At 64.4% G+C, this 12,979-nt stretch carries 14 protein-coding genes; 4 read left to right on the top strand and 10 right to left on the bottom strand.

Going from position 1 to position 12,979, the window contains the following annotated elements:
* Positions 1 to 205: 205 nt before the first annotated feature.
* The 4 genes from NKI10_RS05365 to NKI10_RS05350 all read left to right on the top strand — a co-directional run bounded on the left by NKI10_RS05365 (position 206) and on the right by NKI10_RS05350 (position 3,260).
* Positions 206 to 1,003, top strand: coding sequence for a DUF2259 domain-containing protein (locus NKI10_RS05365; RefSeq protein ID WP_352859006.1), 798 nt, complete (start codon positions 206 to 208; stop codon positions 1,001 to 1,003).
* Between the two features lie 543 nt (positions 1,004 to 1,546).
* Positions 1,547 to 1,834, top strand: a complete 288-nt coding sequence (locus NKI10_RS05360; RefSeq protein WP_023684213.1) for a PqqD family protein — start codon at positions 1,547 to 1,549, stop codon at positions 1,832 to 1,834.
* Positions 1,834 to 2,268: a lasso peptide biosynthesis B2 protein gene (locus tag NKI10_RS05355; RefSeq protein ID WP_023668789.1), complete on the top strand. Its 435-nt coding sequence runs from the start codon at positions 1,834 to 1,836 to the stop codon at positions 2,266 to 2,268. Before NKI10_RS05360 ends, NKI10_RS05355 begins: the two co-directional genes overlap by 1 nt.
* Positions 2,265 to 3,260 carry a serine kinase gene (locus NKI10_RS05350; protein ID WP_352859004.1) on the top strand — a complete coding sequence of 332 codons (996 nt, stop codon included), beginning with the start codon at positions 2,265 to 2,267 and terminating at the stop codon, positions 3,258 to 3,260. The genes NKI10_RS05355 and NKI10_RS05350 overlap by 4 nt, the downstream gene beginning before the upstream one ends.
* An 8-nt stretch (positions 3,261 to 3,268) precedes the next feature.
* Here the strand turns inward: NKI10_RS05350 and NKI10_RS05345 are convergent, their stop codons facing one another.
* The 10 genes from NKI10_RS05345 to NKI10_RS05300 all read right to left on the bottom strand — a co-directional run bounded on the left by NKI10_RS05345 (position 3,269) and on the right by NKI10_RS05300 (position 12,979).
* A complete protein-coding gene (locus NKI10_RS05345) occupies positions 3,269 to 4,294 on the bottom strand; it encodes a nucleotidyltransferase family protein (RefSeq protein WP_352859002.1) in 1,026 nt (341 codons plus the stop codon).
* 464 nt (positions 4,295 to 4,758) lie between these two features.
* A complete protein-coding gene (dhaK, locus tag NKI10_RS05340; RefSeq protein ID WP_352859000.1) occupies positions 4,759 to 5,745 on the bottom strand; it encodes a dihydroxyacetone kinase subunit DhaK in 987 nt (328 codons plus the stop codon).
* A gap of 22 nt (positions 5,746 to 5,767) precedes the next feature.
* Positions 5,768 to 6,193, bottom strand: coding sequence for a hypothetical protein (locus NKI10_RS05335; protein WP_352858998.1), 426 nt, complete (start codon positions 6,191 to 6,193; stop codon positions 5,768 to 5,770).
* Between the two features lie 10 nt (positions 6,194 to 6,203).
* Positions 6,204 to 7,790 carry a phosphoenolpyruvate--protein phosphotransferase gene (gene ptsP / locus NKI10_RS05330; RefSeq protein WP_352858996.1) on the bottom strand — a complete coding sequence of 529 codons (1,587 nt, stop codon included), beginning with the start codon at positions 7,788 to 7,790 and terminating at the stop codon, positions 6,204 to 6,206.
* Positions 7,774 to 8,076, bottom strand: a complete 303-nt coding sequence (locus NKI10_RS05325; protein WP_023684207.1) for an HPr family phosphocarrier protein — start codon at positions 8,074 to 8,076, stop codon at positions 7,774 to 7,776. The genes ptsP and NKI10_RS05325 overlap by 17 nt, the downstream gene beginning before the upstream one ends.
* A gap of 21 nt (positions 8,077 to 8,097) precedes the next feature.
* Complete coding sequence (gene dhaM, locus NKI10_RS05320; RefSeq protein ID WP_023690004.1) at positions 8,098 to 8,487, bottom strand: dihydroxyacetone kinase phosphoryl donor subunit DhaM; 390 nt, start codon at positions 8,485 to 8,487, stop codon at positions 8,098 to 8,100.
* Positions 8,484 to 9,086 carry a dihydroxyacetone kinase subunit DhaL gene (gene dhaL / locus NKI10_RS05315; protein ID WP_023732533.1) on the bottom strand — a complete coding sequence of 201 codons (603 nt, stop codon included), beginning with the start codon at positions 9,084 to 9,086 and terminating at the stop codon, positions 8,484 to 8,486. The genes dhaM and dhaL overlap by 4 nt, the downstream gene beginning before the upstream one ends.
* Before the next feature lie 70 nt (positions 9,087 to 9,156).
* Positions 9,157 to 10,800, bottom strand: a complete 1,644-nt coding sequence (locus NKI10_RS05310) for a dihydroxyacetone kinase subunit DhaK (protein ID WP_352858994.1) — start codon at positions 10,798 to 10,800, stop codon at positions 9,157 to 9,159.
* A 60-nt stretch (positions 10,801 to 10,860) separates the two neighbouring features.
* Entirely contained in the window at positions 10,861 to 11,874 is a 1,014-nt protein-coding gene (locus tag NKI10_RS05305) for an ABC transporter ATP-binding protein (protein ID WP_352738814.1), read from the bottom strand.
* Complete coding sequence (locus tag NKI10_RS05300; protein WP_352858993.1) at positions 11,867 to 12,979, bottom strand: ABC transporter ATP-binding protein; 1,113 nt, start codon at positions 12,977 to 12,979, stop codon at positions 11,867 to 11,869. Before NKI10_RS05300 ends, NKI10_RS05305 begins: the two co-directional genes overlap by 8 nt.

Here is a 12,979-nt window from a genome sequence, read left to right as displayed (position 1 = left end):
GGAAAACTCTCTATCTTGCAATAGCCTATGCGGGTTTTCCCGGCCACGTCTTTCCCCAAATGCCATGTCTTTCCCGAAATTTGGCGCTTGGCCGATCTCGCCTTGGCCATAAATTGCAGGCACCATGGCCGGGTTTGAAATCGGGGCAGGGCGCGCAATGACGGTACGATACGGGGTTGGATCTGCCGTTGGAGCAGCGCTGCTGTTGACGATCGTTTTCGCCGCCCAGGCCGGCGATGCCGCCGCGCGGCGCATCATCGGCTTTTCCCCCGACGGCAAATATTTCGCCTTCGAGCAATATGGCGAGCTCGACGCTGCCGTTTCCGGCTGGTCGCAGATCGACATCATCGACACAAGCACAGACGAGTTCGTCGGCGGCAAGCCGATCCTTGTCCTCGACGAATCGGAAGAGGCGACCACGACGGTGGAGCAGGCACGGGCGCAGGCCGCAAAGCAGGCCGCGCCAATCTTGGCCAAATACGGCATCGCCGAGCGCGGCACGCGCACGGCCTCCGACAGGTTCACCTTCCCGGACGACACGGTCGAGTACAACGACATTTCCCGCCTCGAGCAGGCCGCGCAGAAATGGCTGTCGCCGTTCTATGGCGAAACACAGATTTCGACCATCCAGCTCGATGAGATTTTGGCCGACAGCAAGACGGACTGCTCGGCAAGCTTTGATGACGCCAAGCCAAGCGACCAGGTTCTTCCGAGCGACAAGACACTTCAGGGCGAAAAGACACTTCAAGGCGACAAGACGGGCAAGGCGCGCGGCTTCCGCCTGTCGCTGCAGGGGCAGGACGGCAAGCCGTTCAAGGTGCTGCACGAGGACAAAGCCGTGCCGGGCCCGCGCAACTGCCCGACTTCCTACAGCCTGTCGGAATCCTACGAATACACCCCGCCCGGCAGGCCGGCGGTAGTGGCGGTGCTGGTGCAGCGCTTCAGCCAGGGCTTCGAAGGACGCGACCGCCGCTTCATCGCCGTAACCGGCCATGCACGCTAAGCCGCGGCCCGTCTTGTGGCAGGCAGAAAAAGCTCATGCGCCCGGAGAAAGCAGGGCGTTCGTGTCGGATATCAGTCTTAAAGCGGCAAGGCCGCCAGCATCAGCCCGACGCCACCCGCAATCAATATGGCGGCTGCCAACGCTTTTCGATGACGTTCGAACGCGGTCGGCGCCCGCTCCCAGTTGTAACGCATACCCAATGCTCTCCCAAAACCCCGCGACTCCATAGCTTACTTTAGGTAAGAAAAGCAACACCTTGACCCTGCGAGATAGCTGGCTTGACCGTTTGCGGCGGTGATTCCCAGCCGCAATCACCACTATTTCTGGGGTGCTTCCCCGTTCTCAGGCTCTGAATGATGTGGAAGTTACCACAATCTGAAATTGGATGTCTCCATTAGGCTTCGGTTGCCTGTGTCGTGAGGATGGTGGCGTTGCCGGATGCCACAGAACGGTCAGGCCGGCTTGTTCTCCCTCTCGTCCGCGCAATGGACAGACCCGCATCGCCGCGCTATCTGCTCTCCAGGAAAATGGTGGAGGGGCTCCATGGCCCAAATCGGTTCTGAAATGGTTCTGCGGCTGGCGGACGACGCCTCGGTCCAGCATGTCGGCGATGGCGCCGTCGTGCTCTTGGCGCGCAGCGGCCAGCTTTACACCTGCAACGGCACCACCGAAGCCTTTCTCGACAAGGTGGACGGCGCCCGCAGCCTTGACCAGATCGTCGTCCTGTTGTCTGACGAGTTCGAGGTCGACAAGGGCACGCTCGACCAGGACATGGCGGCGCTGGCCGCCGAACTGGTGAGCGAAGGCATTCTCGCCGACCCGGCTCCCTGATGGTGGACGGCGTTCTCCTGCGCGCTTTGTTTCGTGTCCATTTATGGGCAAGCGCGCGGCTGATGCCGACCCTGATCGGCCGCCGCAGCTTCGAATCGGTGCTGAAATGGGCGCCGCTCAGCGCACCCACCCCTTATCGCGGCCTGTCGTCAGCCTACATCGTCGCTGCCGTCAACCGCACCGTCCGGCACCCCTGGCTGATGCGCGACCGCAGATGCCTGCGCGAGGGCCTGCTCGCCCACCGCTTCCTGCGCTTTGCCGGCTTCGATCCGGATCTGCGCTTCGGCGTCGATCCGAAGTCGATGCAGGCGCCGCGTATGTCTGCCCATTGCTGGGTCTGTCTCGATGGCCGCCCGGTGGTCTCGGACAGCCTCCCCGGCATGGTCCAGATCTATCGCCATCACGCCGATGCCGGAAAGGCGCACGCTGCTTGACCGGTTCGGCGACCACCTTCTGCTACGATCTCCAGGGCCAGGTCATCAGCATATCGGCGTCGCGGGCCGATCTCTGGCCGAGCTTCGACCTCATGCTCGGCACGTTGCGCGTGAGCGGGCCGGCCGAGCCGGGTTTCCGCATCGATATCGTCGAGACGCGGGAGTTAGAGGAATCGCCTGCCGGAAAACTCGCTTTCGACGGCGACGTGCCGGAGGACGGCCGTTGCCGGCTGATCGACGGTGGCGGCACCGTTCATCTGGTCTTTCCCGGCCTGCAGACCGTCTCGATCAATGCCGATGGAGGCTGGGCCGAGATACGAGTTCATCCCGATGCCAAGGTGAAATGGACGGTGCTGATGATGGTGCTGGATGCAGCACTTGATGCCGGCGACCAGCACATGCTGCACACCGCCGGCCTGACATTGCCCGGCCGAGAGGCGCTGGTGCTGATCCATGCGCCGAGCGGCACCGGCAAGTCGACGACGTCGCTGGCGCTGGCGTCGCAAGGCTTCGGCCTGTGCTCTGATGACGCCATGATCCTCAAGGTTTTGGCCGGCGGCGGCATCACGGCCTGGGGCTTGCCGCGCAAGGTGAAGGTCCACCGCCACACGGCGGCAATGCTGCCCTTCGTGGCCCCTTGCCTCGGCGACAAATGGGACGCCAATGGCGAGCAGGCCGTCTCGCTGGAACGTCTCGCCGAGATCATCCGCATCGAGGAGACCGTCGGCAGACCGGTTGCGGCACTGCTTCATCTCGCCCGCTCGGCGGACGCGCAAACCCGGCTCGTCCCCATGACCAGGACAGACGCCATGGTGGCGCTTGCCACCGACAATGTCAGGACCGGCATGACCGGCCTTTTGCCGGCGCAGAAGCGCCGCATGGCAACCATCGCAACGCTGGTCAAAGCCGTCCCGACATTTACCCTGGAAGTCGGCGCGAACCCGGCCGAGGCGGCCCCGCTGATCCGCTCGGCGCTGGCGGCGCGGGACTAAAGCACACTTCAGGCAGAATGCGGCTTTGGCCTGGCGAGGCGCTGGATCCAGCGGAAGGCGTCGCGGCGCAGGCGCGAATGCATCTTGTCCCTGGAATTGACGCCGAGCAGCGTATCGCCGGTGATCAGCCATTTGGCCAAAAATATCGAGAGGTCGGGCTTGATGCGGTCGGCCAGTTCGATCGCGCGCGGTGCATCAAACAGCCGCCCCGTCACATTGAGAACCGTCGCCAGTTCGAGCTCGATGCCGCTGATGCGCGCCGCCTCGAAAAGCCGGTCTTCATCCGCGGGCGACCGCAGCGCGCGCACGCCCTGCAGCACATCGACGCAAAGCTGCAGCCGGTGGAACTTGTGCCCGCCGGCGGCGTGGACAATGGCGATGGTCAGCAGCGCGGCCGGCGTGTCGGCCTCGCTGCCGTCGATGATCTGCAATTCGCGAAAGCCCAGCGACAGCCGCCGCCGCATGCCGGAATCATGCACCAGGTTGCCGTGCAGTTCGATCAGCAGGCTGGTATTCTCCTTCTCCAGCCACTTGAACTCCTGCAGATCCTGCGACTGCGCATCGCCGCTCCAAAGCTCGAAGCCGCATCCGGCAATTATCGCGTTGGCCTCGGTGATGCTGGCCGGCGCGACCAGAATGTCGATGTCGGTGAACGGCCGGTCGGCGGCGTGGCGGTAAAGTTTGCGCGCGAAGACCGGACCCTTGACGATGCGGGCCGGAACGCCTTTCGCCGCCAATGCCTTCATGATGCGGTCGCCATGATACTGCAGCAGCATCGACTGGCCGGTCGCCAGCGTCGACTGGTCGCGCAGTTCCGACAATTTCTGCTGCAAGGCGGCGTCTTGCGGCAGTTGGGCGTCGCCGATCTCCCTGAGCTTGCGCAGCATGATCGGCAACACGCCGTGGAACTCGGCATTGGCGAGCAGTGCCAGCAAGTTTTCGGCAGCAACGTTACGGCCAACGGCAGCCGACGCCTCCGGATCGGCGAAGGTCAGCAGCAGTTTTTCATCGGCAGGCGCAAGAGATGGCAGCATCAAACCCGGATGACGTTCGCCCACAAGAGCAATTCCAGGAAACGCGGTTTCCCGTCCGGAATTGCGTCAAACAACCAACTCAGAGGAGCGTATGTTGCAGAAAAGCATGCATGAAGCCAGCGTGTGGTGGCAGAACCAGCTCATGAATTGACTTTCCACGGTTTCGGTCCATTCTTTTGCACTGGACTGAAAAGGGTGTTTGGAATGGCCAAGAAAAAGTATGAAGCGCCCGTGCTGCGCAAGGCAGGAAAGTTGTCCAGCGTGGTGGCCGGGCCGTCGCTGCCGATACCGCGATAAGACTTCTACGGCTTCGGTTTGGATGAAGCCGGAGCGGTCGGCCGCAAGGCAAGCCGCGCTGCAGGCGGGCAATCTGTCGGCGTGACTGCGGGTAACGGTCCGTCCGGTCCCGCAGGCTAAGGCAAGTTCATAAGCCGCCTGTTCGGGATATGGGCAAGGCCCCTCCGTTACAGTCCCCAGCGCAGCGCGGCTGTGTGCACCGGCGCGTCCCACATTGACGTTGCCTCGTCATCCAGCATGGTCAGCGTGATCGAGCAGCCGGCCATGTCGAGCGATGTCACGTAGGACCCGACCAGCGAGCGGGTCACCGTCACGCCCTGTTTTTCGAAGATGTTTCGGGCGCTGTTGTACATCAGATAGAGCTCCATCAGCGGCGTGCCGCCAAAGCCGTTGATGAACAACAGTGCCGGGCCTTTCGCCCTGTCGCCGAGATCGCCCAGGATCGCGGCGCAAATCTCTTCGGCGATCGCATCGGCGCTTTTCAACGTGTCGCGACGCCGGCCGGGCTCGCCATGAATGCCGACGCCGAATTCCATCTCGCCATCACCAATCTCGAAGGTCGGCCTGCCGGCCGCCGGCACCGTGCAACTGGTCAGCGCCACGCCCATCGAACGCGTCGCGCTGTTGATGCGACCGCCGAGCGCCTTGAGATCCGCCAGCGCCATGCCTTGCTCGGCGGCGGCGCCGACGATCTTCTCCACCACCAGCGTGCCGGCGACGCCGCGCCGGCCGGTCGTAAAGGACGAATTCTCGACGGCGACGTCATCATTGATCACCACCTGCAGGACGCCGTCGGCCATTTCGCCGGCCATGTCGAAATTCATCACGTCGCCTTCATAGTTCTTGACGATGAACAGGCAGCCGGCGCCGGTATCGACGGCGGCGGCCGCCGCCAGTATCTGGTCCGGCGTTGGCGAGGTGAAGACCTGGCCGGGGCAGGCGGCGTCCAGCATGCCGTGACCGACAAAGCCGGCATGCAACGGCTCGTGGCCGGAACCGCCGCCCGAGATCAGCGCCACCTTCCCCGGCTTCATCACCTTGCGGCGAATGAATTTGTGCTCCTCGCCCAGCACCAGCATGTCGGCATGAGCTGCAACGAAGCCGTTGAGGCTTTCGGTCAGCACCGTGTCGACGGAATTCATAAACTTCTTCATGTGTCCTCCCGACACAACACGATCAGCCGCCACTCCTGCCGGTGATGCTGGTGATCTTCTGGATGAATTCATTGATCGCCTTGTCGAGCGCTGCATTCTGCTTGTCGTCGCCGAAATCGGGCACGATCAGCGAGACATGCCGGGTCTTGCGCATGCCTGCCGCAACCCACATCTTGCCGGGATGCGCCAGATGATAGGCAGCCAGAAACTGATCGCGCTCGGCCGGACTGAAATGGCAGACCGAAAAAATAGCCGGCAGATGTTTTGACGGGATCGGGGTCGAATAGGCCGCGCTGGAAATCTGGGTGACGAAGCTGCGGTGCTTGCCAAGCGCGTCGGCAAGGCGTTGTCGCATACCCGACGGTCGCTGGTCGATGACCTGCGACAGGATCGTCTTGTAGGCGCGGATCGCCTCTTCGGAGCCGGCTTCTGGTGTCTTGTCGGCCATCTCAGTCATCCTAGACCGATGCATCCGAGATGGCCGCCTTGGCCATGGCGAGTTGGGCGGGAGCCACCGAGAGATCCCGCAGGCCGGCCTCGAGCAGTGCCGGGATCGATGCCGGATCGCCGCCGGCATCGCCGCACAGGCTGACTGGGATTTTCGCGCGCAGGCCAAAAGCGGCAACCGAGCCGATCAGCCGCAACACGGCGGGATGGCGGACAGAATTAAGATGCGCCACGGCTGCGTTATCGCGGGCAGCCGCCATTACATATTGGGTCAGATCGTTCGAACCGATCGAGAAGAAGGCGACATCGGCGAACGCCTCCGGCGCGATCGCCACCGAAGGCACCTCGACCATGATGCCGAGCGGCGGCATTTTTTGCGCGATGCCGCGCGCGGCGAGCCCGGCCTGCTCCTCCACGAACAGAGCGGCGGCGCGTTGGTATTCCTCCGCGACGGCGATCATCGGAAACATCACCTTCAGATTGCCGTGCACCGCCGCGCGCAGCAGCGCCCGGATCTGTACGCGAAACACCTCCGGCCTTGCCAGCGACAGCCTGATGCCACGCAGCCCGAGGAACGGGTTGCTCTCCTCGACGGTGAAGCCCAGCACCGGCTTGTCGCCGCCGGCGTCGACGGTACGGATGGTCACCGGCTTGTCGCCTGCCCATTCCAGCACCTTGCGATAGGCCTGGTATTGCGTCTCCTCGTCCGGCGGCGCCTTGCCGAACAGGAATTCGGTGCGCATCAGCCCGACCCCGTCGCAGGTCGAAATGTCGATGCCGTCGACCTCGGACGGATCGGCGATGTTGACCTGCACGCGCACTGTCGTCCCGGCCCGGGTTACCGCCGGTTTCGCGAGATAGACTCCGGCCTTGTCTCGATGTGCCACAAACGAGGACGAGGACCGGTGGAACGCTTCGATCTCGGTCGTGGTCGGCGAAAGCACGATACCGCCATGCTCCGCATCGAGCAGAGCCAGACCGACGGGATTAGCCGGCGAAGCGCCAAGCCCCACAACCATCGGCACGCCGCGCGAGCGCGCCAGCATGGCGACGTGGCTGGCGGCGCTGCCGGCCCTCAGCGCGATGCCGCCGCCGGTGCTCCAGTCGGTCTCGAGAAAGCGCGTCGGCGCGATGTCCTCGCCATAGAGAATGGCGCCCGCTGGTGGAGCGCTCTCCTGCTCCTCGGTAAGGGCGCGCAGCACGCGGTCGCGGATATCGCTGATATCGGCGGCGCGAGCCCGGAAATAGTCCTGGTCTGACGTTTCGTAGCCGGAGATCTCGGCGTACAGCGCCTGTCGCCAGGCCATGTCAGCCGGCATGCCGGACGCGATCGCGGCAAAAGCCGGGCCGGTCAGTGCCTCGTCCCCAAGCATGGCGAGCTGGAATTCGAGAATGCCGGCGGCCTCGTCATCGGCGGTTTCGATCAGGGTCGCGAGCCGGTCCGTCGCGCTGGCGATAGCTGCTTCCAATGCGGCCTTCTCGTCCGCAGCGCTCGCCTTGCCCGTGTAGTGCGCGGTGCCGTTGTCGAGGTTGAACAACGGCCCCTCGGCATAGCCGGCCGAGGCCGAAATGCCTTGCAGCCTAAGCGGTTCGGGCATGGCCCGCATCCTCGTCGAAACCGCGTCGCACCAGCTCGGCCAGCGCTCTCACGGCATCATCGGCGCCGTCGCCTGTGGCCCGGATGTGCAGCATGGTGCCTTTCGGCGCCCTGGCCGCCATCACCTTGACGATGCTCTTGGCGTCGAACCATGGGCCGTTGGCGGCAAGCGCAATCTCCACCTCGGCGGCAAAGCTCTTGGCAAGCTTGGTGAACTTCACCGAAGGGCGCGCGTGCAGACCTACCTCGTGGGTGATCAGGACGGTGGCCTCGGCAAATGCGGACATCAGGTCAAAATTCCCGTTCGCTCACGACGGCGACAATTCATGCGCCGTCGCCACCACTTCCTTCAGCGAGGCCCCGCCGGACGCCTCCGTCGCAGCCATCACCGCGCCTTCGACGATCGGCGCGTTGCAGACGACGATCTTCTGCGCCCGCGGCTCGCCGATCATTTCCACCGCCATTTCCGAATTGGTCTCGGCGCCGCCGAGATCGACCAGTATGGCGACGCCCGCCTCCGACCACGCCTTGTCGATGGCGCCCATGATCGCTTCGACGCTGGTGCCGAGCCCGCCATGGCCGTTTCCGCCGCACCATGCAAGCGGCACTTCGTCGCCCACCATCTGCCGCACCATGTCGGCCGTGCCTTCGGCAACCAGCGGCGAATGCGAGACGATGACGATGCCGACATTGCTCATGCTTGGCCCTCGACGGTTTCGGCGACGGTCCGCACCAGCAGCGCCACAGAGCGTCCGCCGGCATCCATATGACCGATTGAGCGGTCGCCGAGGAATGAGGCGCGACCGCGTGTTGCCTTCATCGGCACGGTCGCTTCGGCAGCCGCGTCGGCAATATCAGCGATTTCCGAGCCTGTCTTTCCATTCGCGAGCGCGTCATGCACCGGATACAGCACATCGAGCATCGTCTTCTGGCCGACCTGCGATTTGCCTCTGGCGGCCACCGCCTCGATTGCCTTGCCGAAAGCAGCCGTCAGCTTGGGGCGATCCGGCTCTCCTGAAATCTCCTTGCCCAGCGCCAGGAACAATGTGCCGAACAGCGGCCCGGACGCGCCGCCGACCGTCATCACCAGCTTGGTGCCGATCGCCTTCAGCGCCTCGGGCAGCGGCTTTGCAGCGAACGCCCCGGCATCGGCGCGCACAGCCTCGAAGCCGCGCTTCATGTTCAGCCCATGGTCACCGTCGCCGATCGCCTGGTCGAGCGCGGTCAACTCTTCCGAGTGAGCGGCGATCGTGTCCGCGGCGGCGGTGATCAGCCTGGCAAGGTCGAACGCTGCCATGTCCAGATTCCCGGTTTCGATCCTGCCGGCAGTATCGCAAGAGTTTTCATTCGACAATCGAAGCATGCCGTCAGGCCGCTGCATGCAGCGCGGCGGCGGCCGCGAACACTTCGGCCACGGCATGGGCGCCAGGGTCGACTACGCCTTGCAATTTGGTGCCAACATAGGCGGAGCGTCCGGCCTTCGCCTTCTCCATGGCAGCGGTCGCCTCGGCGCCGTGCCGTGCCGCTGTAGCCGCGGCATCCAGCCCCTTGGCATCGAGCGCCTTCAGCGCCGGCTCCAAGGCATCGACCATGGTGCGGTCGCCGACCTTGGCGCCACCGTAAAAAGTCATGCGGTCAAGCCCGGCAAGCAGCGCCTTGGACAGGGTTGCTCCGCCGTTCGAAGCCTGAGCCGCCGCCGTGAAGAAGATCGACAGCAAGACGCCTGAGGAGCCGCCCATTGCGACGCCCAGACTATCGCCTATAGCCGCAAGCGTGGCGGCAGGGTCGGCCAGCGGCAGCGCATCGAGCCGTTCCAGCACGCTGCGCGCGCCGGTCGCAACCGTCGAACCGGTATCGCCATCGCCCGCCTTGGCGTCGAGCCCGTTCAGTGTCTCTTCGAGCGCGATCAGCCGTTCGCAGACCGTGACGATCAAACGCCTGGTGCCGGAATCCTGGCTGGCCCTTTGGGCTGCACTGTTTCCAGCCGCTTTCGCCATAGGCACGATAGCCGGCGCGACGACGGTTTTGGCCGGCATCCAGGCATGTGGGCCGACAGGCGCCAGCAAGGCTGCCTCGCGCGCCGCATCGAGCTTGATCAGCGACAGCGAAAAACCGTTCATGTTGAGCGCCGTCATCAGCGGTCCTGGGCCGATCGCAAGCTTCACGGTCTTGGCCAGCGGCGAGGCCAGCACGGCATTGGCGACCAGCAACATTTCGAGCGGCGGCACCGAGCCGAGATTGTTGATGAGCAACGCGTGGCTGGCGTTCGGGTCGAGCCGCACCGCCAGCCGCTCCGCCATGATCGCCACAAGTCTGTCGGCGCTCTGCACGGCGATGCGCTCGACGCCCGGCTCGCCATGGATGCCGAGGCCGAGTTCGCCGTCATTTTCGCCGAACCGCTCTTCATGTGGCTGGCCGGGGATCGAGCAGGACGACAGCGACATGCCGAGCGAGATGATGTCCTTCGCCGCCACGCGAGCGGCTGTAGCAACGGCTGCCAGGTCCTGACCGGTCTCCGACAAATGGCCGGCGATCTTATGTACGAACAAGGTGCCGGCGACGCCGCGCGGCTGGTTGATATCCGGCAGGGCGATGTCGTCGGCGACGATCGCCATCTCGACGCGAAACCCTTCGGCGCGCGCTTTCTCGGCCGCCAGGCCGAAATTGAGCCGGTCGCCGGTGTAGTTCTTGACGATCAGCAGGCAGCCGGCCGGGCCGGTCACCGCGCGGATGGCGGCCAGCACCGCCTCGACGCTGGGCGAGGCGAAGATCTCGCCCGAAACCGCCGCCGTCAGCATGCCCTTGCCGACAAAGCCGGCATGGGACGGTTCGTGTCCGGCGCCGCCACCGGAGACGACGGCAACTTTCGCCTTGTCCCAGTCGGCGCGCAGCACGACCTTGATCTCGGGATAACCGTCGAGGCGCGCGAGATCGCCGGAACCGATGGTCCGCAACAGGCCATCCAGCGCCTCGGTGACGATCGTTTCTCTGCGGTTGAAAAAGTGCTTCATCGAGTTCGTCCCGTATTCGCAATCGTCAGTCAGAAGCCGGCGTCTAGACCGCCGAAATCTTCACATCAGCCTTTGTCCGTCGGCGCCGAAATACAGCGGCGAGCGGTAGCGGATCACCACTTTGTCGCCCTCGGCCAGATCCGTATCGGGGTCGGTGAGCGTCACCAGTTTCTTCGGGCCGACCGTAACATGCAGATGGTTCTGGTCCCCGAGATGTTCGACCCAGTCGACGACGCCGTCGGCATGGCCGTTTGCGGTCTTCTCGATCGACAGATGCTCGGTGCGCGCGCCGATGGTCTTGGTTCCGGTCGGCGCCCCACCATCAGGCAGCAGCCCGGCCGGCAGCAGGTTGATCGCCGGCTGGCCGAGGCGGGCCGCGACATGAAGGTTGGCCGGCTCCGAATAGATTGTGCGCGGCGTGCCGATCTGCACCAGCACGCCGTCATTGAGGATCCCGATGCGATCGGCCATGGTCATCGCCTCGATCTGGTCGTGCGTGACATAGAGCATGGTGGCGCCGAGTTCGGCCTGGATGCGCTTGAGTTCGAGCCTGAGATCGGCGCGCAATTTGGCATCCAGCGACGACAGCGGTTCGTCCATCAGATAGATCGACGGTTTGCGCACCAACGCTCGGCCGATGGCGACGCGCTGCATCTCGCCGCCCGACAGTTTGGTCGAGCGGTTGGCGAGCTTGTGGTGGATGCGCACCATCTTTGCCACCTCTTCGACGCGGCGGCGAATCTGGTCCTCCGGTACTTTCCGCGCCGGCGAGCGCAGCGGGAAGGCGAGGTTGTCGTAGACTGACAGATGCGGGTAGAGCGAATATTGCTGGAAGACGAAAGCGGTGTCGCGCTCGGCCGGCGACAGCGTCGTCGCATCGTGGCCGCCAATATCGATCCTGCCGCCATCCGGCCGCTCCAGTCCGGCGATCAATCTCAGCGTCGTCGTCTTGCCGGCGCCGGTCGGGCCGAGCAGCACGACGAATTCGCCATCGGCGATGTTAAGGTCGAGGCCATTGACGGCGACATGATCGCCAAAGCTTTTGGTCACGCCCTTGATGTGCACGTCAGCCATGCTGCGCTCTCCCTTGAGAGGCGGTATCGTGGATCGCGGTGCGCACCGCCCGACCCGAGCCCTTGTCGAACAGCGACAGCCGCGCGCTGTTCAACGTCAGCCCGACGTGATCGCCGGCAGCGAGCCGGATTTCGGCCGGCACCCGCGCCTTGATGATGCCGTCCGCCGTCTCCACCGCCACGATCTGCGTCGTGCCGAGATATTCGGTGCCGTAGATGGCGCCGCGCAGTTTCGACGCATCGTCGAAACGGATGTGCTCGGGACGGATGCCGAGCGCCATGTCGGCGGGCGCAATTTCCTCGCGCACTTCCGGCACCGCCACCTTGGCGCCCTGGACGACGATTTCCTTCGCCCCCTTCGCCAGCCCGCCACCGAAGCCCAGGAAATTCATCGGCGGCGAGCCGATGAAGTCGGCGACGAACATGGTTGCCGGGCGGTCGTAGATTTCGCGCGGGCTGCCGAACTGTTCGATGACGCCATGGTTCATGACGGCGATCTTGTCGGCCATCGACATCGCTTCCATCTGGTCGTGCGTGACATAGACGGTGGTGGCGTGGATGCGGTTGTGCAGCTCGCGCAGCTCATGCACCATCAGATCGCGGAATTCGGTGTCGAGCGTGCCGAGCGGCTCGTCCATCAGAAAACACTTTGGCCGCCGCACGATGGCACGGCCGAGCGCGACCCGCTGGCGGTCGCCGCCGGCAAGCCCTGAGACCGATTTGTTGAGCAGGTGGTCGATGCGCAAAAGCTTGGCCGTCTCTTCGACCCGCTGGCGGATCTCGGCGGACGGCATGCCTTGCGCCAGCAGCGGGAAGCCGATGTTCTTGCGCACATTCATATGCGGATAGAGCGCGAACAGCTGGAACACGAAGGCAATGTCGCGCTCCCGCGCCCGGCGCATGGTGACATCCTCGCCGCCGAGCAGGATCTGGCCGCCGGTCGGCAGTTCGAGCCCGGCGATCATGCGCAGCGTCGTCGTCTTGCCGCAGCCTGACGGCCCAAGCATCACGAAGAACTCGCCATCCTCGACGATGAAGCTGGAATCCTGCACCGCGACGAAATCGCCGAAGGCCTTTCTCAAATGTTGGACGCGGATTTCGGCCAT

This window comes from Mesorhizobium sp. M0802 (genome assembly GCF_040320115.1).
GTDB lineage: Bacteria > Pseudomonadota > Alphaproteobacteria > Rhizobiales > Rhizobiaceae > Mesorhizobium.
This window is presented reverse-complemented; position numbering and strand designations above follow the sequence as displayed.

Bases quoted from the DNA above. Each gene is read 5' to 3' on its own strand.
- NKI10_RS05360 (WP_023684213.1), top strand. From the start codon at position 1,547: ATGGCCCAAATCGGTTCTGAAATGGTTCTGCGGCTGGCGGACGACGCC.
- NKI10_RS05355 (WP_023668789.1), top strand. From the start codon at position 1,834: ATGGTGGACGGCGTTCTCCTGCGCGCTTTGTTTCGTGTCCATTTATGG.
- NKI10_RS05345 (WP_352859002.1), bottom strand. From the start codon at position 4,294: ATGCTGCCATCTCTTGCGCCTGCCGATGAAAAACTGCTGCTGACCTTC.
- dhaK (WP_352859000.1), bottom strand. From the start codon at position 5,745: ATGAAGAAGTTTATGAATTCCGTCGACACGGTGCTGACCGAAAGCCTC.
- NKI10_RS05335 (WP_352858998.1), bottom strand. From the start codon at position 6,193: ATGGCCGACAAGACACCAGAAGCCGGCTCCGAAGAGGCGATCCGCGCC.
- ptsP (WP_352858996.1), bottom strand. From the start codon at position 7,790: ATGCCCGAACCGCTTAGGCTGCAAGGCATTTCGGCCTCGGCCGGCTAT.
- NKI10_RS05325 (WP_023684207.1), bottom strand. From the start codon at position 8,076: ATGTCCGCATTTGCCGAGGCCACCGTCCTGATCACCCACGAGGTAGGT.
- dhaM (WP_023690004.1), bottom strand. From the start codon at position 8,487: ATGAGCAATGTCGGCATCGTCATCGTCTCGCATTCGCCGCTGGTTGCC.
- dhaL (WP_023732533.1), bottom strand. From the start codon at position 9,086: ATGGCAGCGTTCGACCTTGCCAGGCTGATCACCGCCGCCGCGGACACG.
- NKI10_RS05310 (WP_352858994.1), bottom strand. From the start codon at position 10,800: ATGAAGCACTTTTTCAACCGCAGAGAAACGATCGTCACCGAGGCGCTG.
- NKI10_RS05305 (WP_352738814.1), bottom strand. From the start codon at position 11,874: ATGGCTGACGTGCACATCAAGGGCGTGACCAAAAGCTTTGGCGATCAT.
- NKI10_RS05300 (WP_352858993.1), bottom strand. From the start codon at position 12,979: ATGGCCGAAATCCGCGTCCAACATTTGAGAAAGGCCTTCGGCGATTTC.